The organism is Flavobacterium sp. 83, assembly GCF_000744835.1.
Taxonomy (GTDB): domain Bacteria; phylum Bacteroidota; class Bacteroidia; order Flavobacteriales; family Flavobacteriaceae; genus Flavobacterium.
Genome location: NZ_JQMS01000001.1, coordinates 829,086 through 842,776, shown reverse-complemented (window position 1 = coordinate 842,776; position 13,691 = coordinate 829,086). Strand labels below are relative to the sequence as shown.

Sequence of the window (13,691 nt, the reverse complement as noted above, 5' to 3'; positions counted from 1 at the left end):
CTATTTAGTGCATTGTAAAAAACCTTGTCTGTTTCAAATAGACAAGGTTTTTTTGTTTTTATATTTCTTAAATATATACAAAACAGTTGTATAACGAATAAAAATGCGCATCAACGATTTTATTATTTTTTATTGTATTGTTTTTTTTAATTTGTTTTTTGATGTAAGTTTTTTCTTTTAGAAGGACTCAGTTTTAAAAATAAATGTATTAAAATAATATTAAATATATGGTTAAGAAATTACTTTTTACCCTTTTTTTAGTCCTGGTTCAAACGGCAGTTTTTGCACAAACAGTAGGAGATTATCGATCTAATATAGTTAATGGAAATTGGACTTCCTTAGCAAGCTGGCAGTATTATAACGGTTCTTCATGGGTTACTCCTTCAGGAACATCGCCACAAGGTTATCCTGGGCAATTTACAGGTACGGGTGTCGTAACAATTAGGAATGGAAATAATATTTCTATAAGTGTTTCAACTCCAAATAATTTTTCTTCTTTGGTTATTGGCGAGGGGATTTCTGGGATTTTAACAGTTGCTGCAGATGTTGATGTTAAAACTCTAAATATAAAAATTAATGCAAGTGGACAAATTAAATTTTCAGGAAATAATGAAATCCGTTTTCCTGAAAATGCTTCAATTATAATTAATTCGCCAGGAAAAATAGATGATGGAGGAACATGTAATAATAATGTTGCTGTTTATATCGGAACTACAAAGTACGCTGTGTGTAAAGGTGCGGGGAATGCAGAATTTTCATTTGAAGAAATTAATTCAAGTGGAGGTAGTATAATAGCTAATCCAGGCAATAATTCTTCTGTTTGTGGTAATACAATTGTTTTGTCAGGTTCTTATTCTGGGGCTAAATTAGCGGACTTTCCAGTCACTTATAAATGGTCAGGTTCGGGTTTAACTTTTAGTCCTTCAGATACTGCTCAGTCACCATCGGTATCATCGGCTGTTTCAGGTACGTATTTATTAAGATTAACAGTGACCAATGGGAATTATAGTAATTACAAAGATATTACTATTGTTTTTAATAGCTTGCCAACATCACCATCAGTTGAGGCATTATCACAACCAACTTGCACTACCTCAAACGGAAGTTTTACAATAGCTAATTATAATGCATCTTATACTTATACGGTAAGTCCATCAGCAGGGGTTACGGTTTCTGGAAATACAGTAACTGCTCCAACTGGCAGCTATACAGTAACCGCTACATTGGGAACTTGTACATCAGTTGCATCGTCTAGTGTAGTAATTAATTCGCAACCTGCAGCGCCAGTTCAACCTACTCTAAGTACTCCAATACAACCAACTTGCACTACCTCAAACGGGAGTTTTACAATAGCTAATTATAATGCATCTTATACTTATACGGTAAGTCCATCAGCAGGGGTTACGGTTTCTGGAAATACAGTAACTGCTCCAACTGGCAGCTATACAGTAACTGCTAAATTGGGAACTTGTACATCAGTTGCATCGTCTGGTGTAGTAATTAATTCACAACCTGCAGTACCAGTTCAACCTACTCTAAGTACTCCAATACAACCAACTTGCACCACCTCAAACGGGAGTTTTACAATAGCTAATTATAATGCATCTTATACCTATACGGTAAGTCCATCAGCAGGGGTTATGGTTTCTGGAAATACAGTAACTGCGCCAACTGGCAGTTATACGGTTACGGCTACATTGGGAACTTGTACATCTGTTGCTTCAGCAAGTGTAACTATTAATGCACAACCTACTAATACTTGGAATGGTTCAGCATGGTCAACTGGATTAGCGCCTACAAGTTCTGAGAAAATAATTTTTGATGGATTTTATTCTTCAGCTACGAATCTTAATGGTTGTTCTTGTCAGGTTAATTCAGGTAAATCAGCTACTATATTGTCAGGCGGGATACTAAAAATAACTAATGAGCTTACTGTTTTAGGAACAGGAACGTTAACATTTGAGAATAATTCGAGTTTAGTACAAATAAATGATGCTGCAATAAATACAGGTAATATAATTTATAGAAGACAAACGACTCCAATAAGTAAATTTGACTATACCTATTGGTCTTCTCCCGTGTCACCACAAACACTGTATAATGTATCTCCAAATACCCTTTATGACAAATTTTTCTCTTACAATGCAGTATCAGACATTTGGACTCAGGAAAACCCAGGAAACAATATGGTAAAAGGGGCTGGTTATATTATTCGCGGTCCTCAAAATTATGCTGCACCAACTCCTCCGGGTTTATATGAAGCTAATTTTAAAGGAGTGCCTAATAATGGAATAATTACTATTCCAATTGGAGGATTAGATAGTTCAAATCTTATAGGGAATCCCTATCCATCTGCTTTAGATGCGAATAAATTTTTAACGGATAATAGTGCAGTTTTAGATGGAACCCTTTATTTCTGGACACACAATACAGCTATTCAATTAGCTTCAGGTATTACTAATGGTAGTGCAGGTTCAGGGGATTATGCTTATACCTCTGATGATTATGCCTCTTATAATCTTACAGGAGGAGTTGGTACTGACGGTGTGACATACGCACAAGGCGGAAATGTTGCGGGAACTGGTGGACAAAAACCCTCTGGTAAAATTGCATCAGGGCAAGGATTTTTCGCTACAGGTAAATCTAGTGGTACTGCTACATTCAATAATAACCCGTTGGGTGCAATTATTAAAAACGTCAATTCGAGTGTTTTTTGTGTAGTAAAACGGAACAAAAAATGTATAGAGAATCGTTTTTAATGAAATTTTGCTTGTTCTCGATACGATTTTCTATCGAAAATCACTCGAACTGACGAAAAATTATCATCAAAAACCTAATTACACCCAACGGGTAATAATAGTATGCGAGTAGGCGTTGGTGCTATTACGGGGGATAATTCTCAATTTTTTAAGATGACTTCAAAAAAAGAAAGTGTACTTGAAAAACATAGAATCTGGCTTAACTTAACTAATACGCAAGGTGCTTTTAAGCAAATGTTATTAGGCTATGTTACAAATGCGACTAATGGCTATGATAATTCTTATGATGGAGAGAGTTTTGATGGTAATACGTTTGTTGATTTTTACACTGTAAATGATGATAAAAATTTAACTATACAGGGAAGAGCATTACCTTTTGACGAAAATGATGTAGTTCCAATAGGATTTAGTTCAACAATTGAAGGTGTTTTTTCTATAGGTATTGATGAAGTTGATGGATTGTTTGCTTCTCAAAATGTTTTTCTTGAAGATAAGAATACAAATAGTTTAAAAAATTTAAAAGAAGGAGCTTATACTTTTACTACACAATCAGGGACTTACAATGATCGTTTTGTATTGCATTTTACTGATAGGACTTTGGCAACAGATTCTTTTGCTGAATTTGATACTACTATTGTAGTTTCGAATAAAAATAAAGTGATAAAAATTGATTCATCGGTTGAATTAATAAATAAAGTGCAGGTATATGATTTGTTGGGTAGAAAAATATATGAAAAAATAAATATTGATGCTAATGAATTATCACTGTCTAATTTGGTCATGAAAAATCAAGTATTGCTTGTTAAAATTGTTTTGCAAAATGGCCAAAATGTAACAAAGAAAATTATTTATTAAAGCGGTTTAAAGTATTATAATTTAAAGTCCATTTTGTTTCAATATAAAGTGGGCTTTTTTTGTGCTTTGCAGTTTTTGAACCTAAATTTCCGAACGAATCATATAGATCAAATAAAATAGTTTTTAGGCAGATATAATTGCCTTTAGACGGTTTAATTTTGATGGTATGTAATTTTTTTATGTTTTTGTATTGAAAATATCTTTTAGTGAAATGCCATAAATAGCAGTAAAAGATTTTATGTAAATTCCAAAACAAATATGATTAAAAAATTAGTACCCCATTTTTTTTTAGTTTTAGCTGAATTCATGTTTTTTTTTAAAACTAAATTACGTCCAAATGCAATTTTTCAGAGGCTTGAATATGACAATAGCCCATTCCTACTAGGTTTTTTGTTTTTTAAAAAACCATTTGCTATTAATTCTTATAAATCATTATTTGTTTCGGTATTGTTTTTTGCGTTTTCATTCGCAAATGCAGCCACACGAACGAGTACAGCTATAGGCGGCTTGTGGTCTTCTGGTACAACTTGGGTAGGAGGTATTGCGCCCGTTGCCGGAGATAACGCAACAATAGTCGCAGGAGCAACTGTCACGGTATCTGCCTCAGCAGGCATAACTAATCTTTCTTTGAATGCAGCAACAAGCAAATTAGTGATAAGCAGTGGTCAGACGCTTACTGTTTCAGGAACTTTTACTAATATTGGAACGACAACAAACGGAGTGAATGGACCTGGAACGATCTTGTTTAAAGGTACTGCAACCTTTGGCGCTTTAACTCCAACTGGTACTCCTCCTAATGTCACAATTGGAGATGGTGTAAGTGTAAATACCGTAACTCTGGGTGTTAATAGTGTTATAGTTGCTAATCTAATCACTAATATAGGTGCTACTTTAGCTGTAGGTACAAGAAATCCGTTTACTATAACGGGATCTTTTAATAACGGTGGTAAAGTTACAGGTACTAGCAGCCGACTAATTCTTGCAGGAAATTTTACAAATACCGGAAGTTTTACCTTAACAAGCGGTCGTTTGACTATTTCGTCTGGTAATTTTTCAAATAATGGGGCTTTTTCCTTAACCACGGGTCGTTTATCGCTAACATCTGGTAGTATAGTAAACTCAGGAACAATAAAATTTTCTAAAGGTATTTTAACGCTTACTTCTGGAAGTTTAACGAATAATGCAAATAGTTCTATCAATTATTCAACAGCCAGTACAACTGCAAATTTACTTTTGGGTGGGGATTTTATTAATTTAGGTACGGTTTCTCTTGGCTTGCCTTATGTTCAATTTACAGGTGGTGCTAATCAAACGATTCAAACATTTACTACAACAGGAACTGTTAATATGTTAAAAACAGGCGGTACAGCAACGTTTGCCGGAAATATAAATGGAGCAGCTTTGTCTATAAATGGAAGTACAAGTACGCTTAATTTGGGTACAGGGTTAGTTCATACATTTACCGGGGCTGTTGCGCTTAGTGCTGGAACATTAAACGGAGGTTCAAGTACCTTAAATTTAAAATTGATTGGTGGAACTTTAAACGGTGCAGGGACACTTTTTACTGCTGGTACAGGCACAGTAAATTTTGCAGCAGCGGGAGCGCAAACTATAGCAGCAGCAAATTTAGTTTTCAATAATTTAACAATTTCTGTAACAGGATTAAGAACATTTGCGACAACACCAACAGTTAATGGCAAACTTTCACTAGAAGGAACAACTGTTTCACCTGTAGTCGTAACTGGAGGTACAGGAGTTGTAGCCTATGGTTCATTAGCAACGTTGCAATATAATATGGCAGTTGCTAACTCCGTAACTTCAGAAGAATGGGTAACTCCATTTACAGGTTCTGGAGGTGTAATAATAACTAATTCGGGAATAATCACGGTTAATGCGGCTAAGGTCTTTAATTCGAATGTACCGTTAACCATAAATAGTGGGGCAACATTAGCTAATGGAGGTTTCGGAATATCTGGAGCTTCGGCTACTCTGTCAGTAGGTACTGGAGGAATTTTAAATTTAAGTGGTACTAGTTCTTTTCCAACGGGTTTTACCCCAATATTAAATGCGACGTCTACAATAATTTATAGTGGTACAGCTCAGGCTGTTGCGGTACAGAACTATGGTAATCTTAGTCTTAGTGGTTCAGGAAACAAGACTTTTGCTGGTACTACTACAATAGCGAATGGGCTAAGTATTGGAGGGACTGCAATTGCCATTCTTCCTAATGCGACTACTTCTACTGCGCAAACACTAACACTTGGGAGTACACTTCAAACCGCAGGATTATGGGGAGGAACGGGGTCATCTGCGAACATAAAAAACGCTGCTTTTGGAAGTACAACTACTGGAATTTTGAATGTAAATGCAGCATGTACAGCAGGAACTTGGCTTGGAATTTTTGGAACAGACTGGAATACCTCTGGAAATTGGTGTAGTGGAGTTTTACCAACAGCAACTACTGATGTTACCATTCTTTCTTCAGCTTCGGTACAACCAGTAATAGGTCCTGCCGGAGGGGTTTGTAAAAATTTAAATATTGGTGTTGGTGCCTCATTGACAATAACTGGTGCAAACACATTAGCTGTAAGTGGTGACTGGAGTAATTCAGGTACTTTTACAGCCAATTCAAGTGTTGTGAATTTTAATGGTACAATAACGCAATCTATTGGAGGTTCTTCGATAAATACATTTTATAATCTAACTAATTCTAATACTAGTTTTATTGTCACAGCAACAGCTGATGTCACTATAAATAATATGCTGACTCTTAGTAATGCGTCTAAATTAGATATGACAACTTATGGATTAGTAGGAGGAGCAAATTTTTCTAATTCTGGAACAGGTGAGGTTAGAACTGCTAATAGTTCTACTAGCCCAATCCCTTCGGGAAAAATATGGACTTCAAAAGTCGTATATAATAAACTTACGGGAGGTCAGTCTTTAGTTCCGGGAACATACAATGCAACTCCGTCTTCTTTAGAAATTGACAATGTATCAGGAACCCAAACTGCATTAGGAAATATTAGTACGGGAGGTTCGTTTAATATAGACAACGGAGGAACTCCTATGGTTTTAATGAATGGTTTTAATCTTACCGTAGGTAGTTTAAATATTCCTACCGTGGATGCTATTTTAGATATGAAAACCGGAGTTTTATCGTATACTATTTTAACGGATATGGAAGGAAAAGTACGTTTTTCGGGTGCTACAAATGGTAAAGCTTTTTCAACAGGAATTGTAGACTATTATGGCACTGGTCAAACAGTCGCTATTGGAGCTTATAATGAACTTTTGTTTTCGGGTGTTGGAGGTAGTTATACTATCGCGGGCGATTTGGATATTGCCAATACTCTCACCGTTATCAATGGAGCGGTAAACGTTCAAGACGCCTCTGCAGTGTCAGTTGATAATGCAGTCACTGTGACAGCTCCCGGGACATTAACTTTTCAAAATAATACTAGTCTCATTCAAACAACTTATACAGGGCTTAATTATGGAGATATTGTTGTAAAAAGAAACTCAACACCGCTACTTTTATATGATTATAGTTATTGGTCTTCACCTACAAACGGTACACAAACATTGTATAATTTTTCGCCCAATACAGTAAGTGATAAATATTTTATTTACAATAATAACTGGTTCAATGTAAATGCTTCAACTACTGTTTTTGCAACTGGAATTGGATATGCTATTCGCTCTTCACAGACAACGAGTAGTGTTACTCCTACTGTTGATACTTCGTTACAATTTAAAGGAGTACCTAATAATGGGACGGTAAATATTCCGGTTACATCAATATTGGATAATGGAGAACCTGCAGGTCTGCGTTTACTAGGAAATCCTTATCCGTCATCAATTGATGCGGATGCGTTTATTGATGCTAATATTACATCTGGAACGGGCACCCAAACCATTACCGGGACATTGTATTTTTGGACGCATAATAATAGAATATTTGGAAATGTTTATGATGACACAGATTATGCTGTCTATACTAAAGGAGGAGGGATAGGGGTACCTTTTGGTATAGGTAATACTGTTGCGCCAACAGGAGATATTGCTTCTGGTCAAGGTTTTTTAGTAGAGGTTGATGTTACGGGAGATGTCACTTTTAATAATGATATGAGAACTACGGCTACAAATACATCTAATAGTAATTTTTATAGACTAGTTAACACGAATAAAATCAAAACAGATGGAAGTGAGGAGAAAGATAGAATGTGGCTTAACCTTACAAATGCTGCCAAAGGAAGCCAAACATTAGTAGGATATGTAACAAATGCGACTAATGATTTTGATTCAGGTTATGATGGGTTAGTTTTTAATGATCAACAACCCTTTGCGATATATAGTATCTTAGGAACCGATAAATTAGCAATACAAGCACGAGCTTTGCCTTTTGTTGATACTGATACTGTTGCTTTGGGATATGCTATAAATGTTGCTGGAAATGCAACTATCACATTAGATCATGTAGATGGATTGTTTCTGGGGGATCAAAACATATATCTTGAGGATAAAGCATTGAATATAGTTCATGATATTAAAGCAGGACCTTATAATTTCACTTCTGAAGTAGGAACTTTTAATGATCGTTTTGTATTGCGATATACTGACAAAACTTTAGGAACTGGTAGTTTTGAATCAAATGATGCTAGCGTTTTAATTTCTAAAGATAAAAATGAATTAAAAATAAAATCAGAACTTGAAAATATAAAGCGAATTACTGTTTTTGATCTAACTGGAAGGAAAGTATTTGATAAAGAAGCAGTAAATAGTACTGAATTTCGTACTTCAAATATTACTATAAATAAGCAAATGGTATTAGTAAAAGTTACTTTAACTAATGGTATAATAATTTCTAAAAAAGTACTTTACTAGACCCATTTAACTAACCATTTAAATTTTATAAACACCCATTCCGTCTCAACAGAATGGGTGTTTTTTTTGAATTCAATAATTTAAAATTAACAATAGCAATCTTTAATTATTGATTCATTTTGAATCTGTAGTGATTATTCAATTCCTTAGGTGTTTTTATAATTATTAGTACTTAATCAAAATTTATAAGTAAATATCACCAAAAGTGGGTATTGTATTACAAAAATATTCCATATAATTTTATAGAAGTTTTAAAATGAAATAATTACAAATCGTTTCATTGTTCTAATTGCAACTATAAATTCTATATAAATTTGATGGTAAAACTTTATTTCCTCGTTATTATATTCAGTCTTTTTATTAGTGGTTCAGTCTATTCCCAGCAAGGAAAAGTAGATTTAGCTTTTAATGTTTTCGATGATGGCCTCCAAGGAGATGGTTTTGATAGTACAGTCAGAACAGTTGCTTTGCAAGCAGATGGAAAACTAATTGTTGGAGGGGATTTTTTGAATTTTAATGGTGCCGTAACCCCATATTTGACCCGATTATTTTCAGATGGTTCTAAAGATATTTCTTTTATTTTAGGTTCTGGTTTCAATGGAAAAATATATTGTTCTCTGGTGCAACCCGATGGCAAAATAGTTTTGGGAGGCACTTTTACTACTTTTAACGGTTCTGTCGCTGGACGATTAATAAGGTTGAATAGTGATGGCTCTTTTGATGCCAGTTTTAATACCTCAGTAGCAGCAAGTACCGGTATAGTCCATAGTTTAGCCTTACAAACTGACGGGAGTATTGTTATTGTAGGAAGTTTTACAAAATATAATGGCGTGACTGCAAATCATCTCGCCCGAATATTGCCAAATGGAAATTTAGATACTTCTTTTGTTACGGGGTCTGGAGCAAGTGCAGCCGTAGAAGAAGTTCAAATTCAAACTGATGGAAAAATAATTGTAGCGGGTTCATTTATTTCTTTCAATGGTACTGTTTGTAATAGAATAATTAGATTAAATAGTAATGGCTCTATTGATACTGCATTTGGGATTGGAACAAGTTTTAATGATAATATTGGGGCTCTTTCTTTACAATCAGATGGGAAAATTTTAGTGGGAGGCGATTTTACCACTTATAATGGAACTTTAGCAAATAGAATCATTCGCTTAAATAGTGATGGATCTATTGATGGCGGTTTTACATCCGGGTCTGGATTTAGTGCTGTTGGGGTAAATAGTATTAAAGTAGATTCTAATGGGGCGATTATGGTTGCAGGTTCTTTTACCGGGAGTTATAATGGATCAGCAGTGAATAGATTAGTTTTGTTGGGTTCTAATGGAGTCATTAATTCTTTATTTGATATTGGTTTTGGTCCAGCAACAGCAACGGTTTATACAGTAGCCGATGCTCCTGATGGTTCTTGGTTTGTGGGTGGCTCTTTTTCGGTTTTTGATTCCCAAAATCAAGGCAGACTTGCCAAAATAGATGCAGTAGGAACTTTAGATATTGGATATCTAACCGCTGGTGTAGGTTTCAATAATTCCGTATTAAAAATTATTTCTTTACCAGATAATAAAACGATGGCTTTTGGGAGCTTTACTAAATTCAATGGAGCAAGTGCTAATAGAATTGCTTGTTTATTAGAGGACGGTGCTGTCGATCCCACTTTTAATTCTTTGGGAATTGGAGCGAATAATACAATTAAGAGTGCTGTTATACAAGCCGATAATAAAATGGTTCTGGTTGGTAGTTTTACTACCTATAATGGCGTTGCTGCAAACAGAATAATTAGGACTTTATCAAATGGAGATGTCGACGCGACATTTACAATTGGTACAGGAACAAATAATCAAATTTATGCTGTAGCTCTTCAGCCTGATGGCAAAATAATTATTGGTGGAAATTTTACTAATTACAATGGTGTTTTAGTTAATAGAATTGCCAGATTATTGTCAGATGGGACAGTGGATCTAAGTTTTAATAAAGGTTTAGGTGCAGATGCTATAGTAGAAACTCTTTTATTACAACCCGATGGGAAAATTGTTTTAGGTGGTCGATTCACAACTTTCAATGGTCTTTCGTATAATAAAATGGTCCGTCTGAATGCAGATGGAAGTATAGATCTTGGATTTGTTACAGGCACAGGTTTTGATAAATATGTTTATGCTATCGCAATTCAATCCGATAATAAACTCATTATTGGTGGTACATTTTTGAATTATGGCAGTGCTTCCGCAAAAAAAATAGTCAGACTCAATAGCAATGGTAGTTTAGATGTTTCTTTTGCTTCGGGAGCGGGCTTTAGTATAGGAGAAGTTAGAACAATTTTGGTTCAACCCGATAATCGATTGCTTATAGGAGGGACCTTTTCCGGAACCTATAATGGAACTGCGGTTAAACGAATGATTCGATTAATGGCTACTGGAGTTTATGATAGTTCTTTCTCTGTGAATTTAAATAGTACTTTGTATAGTATTTGCTTTACTCCAAATAATAAAGTAATGATTGGTGGGAATTTTAATTCTATTTCGGGTATTACGAAGCATCGTGTTGCTCTTATAAAATTATGTACGAACAGCACTATTTGGGACGGTGTTACATGGGGTAATGGATTGCCATCTCCTGAAAAAACGATAATATTCAACGGAAGTTTCCCTTTTTTTAATTCAACAAATGCCTGTTCATGTTCAATAACTGCAGGAAATACAGTTGCAATTCCAAATGGAAATACGCTGGGGTTGCTTTTTGATTATACAGGATTAGGGACATTAGTTTTAGAAAACAATGCAGCACTTTATCAATCGGATGATCAAATTGTTAATACGGGTAATATTCGGTTGAAAAGACAAACAACACCTATTTTAAAAACGGATTATACCTATTGGTCTTCACCGGTTTCAAATCAAAAATTAATTGACGTTTCTTCTCTCTCTCTTTCGGATAAGTTTTATTCTTTTGATGCATCAGTTGATAATTGGCATAATGAAGCGCCAACAAATGTTATGGGTGCGGGCAATGGTTATATTATCCGCGGTCCCGAAAATTATTCAACAATAATTCCAGCTGTTTACGAGGCTGTTTTTTCAGGGATTCCTAATAATGGGGTAGTTTCAGTTCCAATAGCAGCAACGGATACTTCAAATCTCATTGGGAATCCATATCCCTCAGCAATTGACGCTGATGTTTTTATTGCGACAAATGCTGGCGTCACAGATGGGACAATTTATCTCTGGACACATAATACTGCTATTACAAATAATGCATATACCTCAGATGATTATGCTGTTTATAACTTATCCGGCGGAGTAGGAACAAGTCCTGCCTTGAAATTAGGAATAAATAATACCAAACCTAATGGTAAAATTGCATCAGGTCAGTCATTTTTTGTGACAAGTAGTAATGGAGGCGGGACAGCGGTTTTTAATAATAGCATGCGCATTGCCGGTAATAATTCTAGTTTTTTTAAATCGAATGTAATAAAAAAATTGGCGAAGATAAGTATAGAGAAAGATCGAATCTGGCTAAATTTATCTAATAGTCAAGGGGCTTTCAAACAAACTTTAATTGGCTATATAGAAGGGGCAACTAATGATTTTGATATTGGTTTTGATGGGGAAAGTTTTGATGCAAATGAGTACATAGATTTTTATAGTGTTAATCAAAATCAAAATTTAGTGATTCAGGCCAAAGGTTTGCCATTTGACGAAACAGATGTTATTCCTTTAGGTTACAGTACGACTATTGAGGGTCTTTTTTCAATAAATATTGATGCGGTTGATGGATTATTATCCAATCAGCTAGTTTTCATCGAAGACAAATTAAATAATACAATTTTTGATTTGAAAAATGGCAGCTATACTTTTAATACCCAAACGGGTACTTTTAATGACCGTTTTGTATTGCGTTTTACAGATAAAACGTTAGCCGAAAATAGCTTTAAAAAAGAGAAAAATTCTGTTTGTGTTTTTAGAAAGAACAAACAGATACAAGTAAATTCATCAGTTGAACCAATAGATAAAATTGTTATTTATGATTTGTCAGGAAGGAAACTGTATCAAAAAAACAATATAGGCAGTTCTGAATTTTTGGTGCCTAATTTGCTTTCAAGTGAACAAATTGTATTGGTAAAAACGGTATTAAAAAACGGTAAAATGATAGCTAATAAAATTATAAATTAAGAGATTTCAATTCTATTATCCAGGATACAAAGAGGATTTGTTTCTAATAAATCTCATTTTTTTTGGTTCTAACTAATGTTTAGTTTCTGGTGCGTTAGTGTTATAGCTTTTTTATTCTTGTAATCAATCCATTTTTGTCCTTTTAGTCTGCGCATTAAATTATCGTAGTAGCGCATTATAATCATATTGTAAACTGCTTTTGACAGATTTGAAATTTTTCGGGGGTAAGCCCGCAAACTCATTGAGAAACCAGGTTCGAGGTATTTCATATAATGCCAATAGCCTTCGGGCATGAACAACATTTCACCATGATTTAATTTGCAAATAAATCCTTTTGCTTGTTTTAAAGCCGGCCATTTATCAAAGTCTGGATTGTCAAAATCAATATCTTCTCTGCAGATTAATGAATGGGGGATTTTGTATAAAAAAGGGGTTTGATGCGGGTCGAATAAAATACATTGTTTTTGACCGTCAAATTGAAAATGGAGAATATTTGAATAATCGATATCAAAATGCATGAATACTTTGGAGTTTTTCCCTCCAAAGAAAAGCATTGGTAATTGTTTTATTAGGTGTAATCCTAAATTAGGCCATCGAAAATCTTTGTGGAGAATGGGTAATTCCTTCATTAAATCATAAAGGAATATTCTATAATTGGTGGGTTTTGATTGTAATAAGTCAACATAGTCTGCCATTTTCATTTTGGCGTGGGCTTCATTAAATCCATCTTTATGCGAAACGGGCCTGTTGTCGTACAAAGGGACTATTTTTTCGCCTGCGACTGATTTAATATAGTTGAGGTTCCATTTATTGTATGCGGGCCAATCTTGCGTTAATTTTTCAATAACTAACGGCTTTTGTTTTTGAACATAATTAGTATGAAAATCCTCTTTCGAAATGGTTGAAACACGTTCTATTTCGGTTAAATCAATTTTCATAAATTAAAATTATAAAATGCTCTTAATTTTTAGGTTAAGAGCATATTAGATTTACTTTAATCAATTATTGTAAAAAAATA

At 34.5% G+C, this 13,691-nt stretch carries 5 protein-coding genes; 4 read left to right on the top strand and 1 reads right to left on the bottom strand.

Going from position 1 to position 13,691, the window contains the following annotated elements:
• Positions 1-227: 227 nt before the first annotated feature.
• From T410_RS16415 to T410_RS03655, 4 genes are all read left to right on the top strand, one after another.
• Positions 228-2,759 carry a hypothetical protein gene (locus tag T410_RS16415; RefSeq protein WP_051929345.1) on the top strand — a complete coding sequence of 844 codons (2,532 nt, stop codon included), beginning with the start codon at positions 228-230 and terminating at the stop codon, positions 2,757-2,759.
• Between the two features lie 153 nt (positions 2,760-2,912).
• The gene (locus T410_RS16410) at positions 2,913-3,614 is read left to right on the top strand and encodes a T9SS sorting signal type C domain-containing protein (RefSeq protein WP_193743719.1); all 702 of its coding nucleotides are present in this window, start codon (positions 2,913-2,915) and stop codon (positions 3,612-3,614) included.
• A 258-nt stretch (positions 3,615-3,872) separates the two neighbouring features.
• Positions 3,873-8,501, top strand: a complete 4,629-nt coding sequence (locus T410_RS03660; RefSeq protein WP_035668816.1) for a T9SS sorting signal type C domain-containing protein — start codon at positions 3,873-3,875, stop codon at positions 8,499-8,501.
• Positions 8,502-8,818: 317 nt separating this feature from the next.
• Entirely contained in the window at positions 8,819-12,673 is a 3,855-nt protein-coding gene (locus tag T410_RS03655; RefSeq protein ID WP_035668814.1) for a T9SS sorting signal type C domain-containing protein, read from the top strand.
• A 68-nt stretch (positions 12,674-12,741) separates the two neighbouring features.
• On the opposite strand, the gene T410_RS03650 is transcribed toward T410_RS03655, so the two are convergent.
• Entirely contained in the window at positions 12,742-13,611 is an 870-nt protein-coding gene (locus T410_RS03650; RefSeq protein WP_035668813.1) for a cupin-like domain-containing protein, read from the bottom strand.
• Positions 13,612-13,691 lie beyond the last annotated feature (80 nt).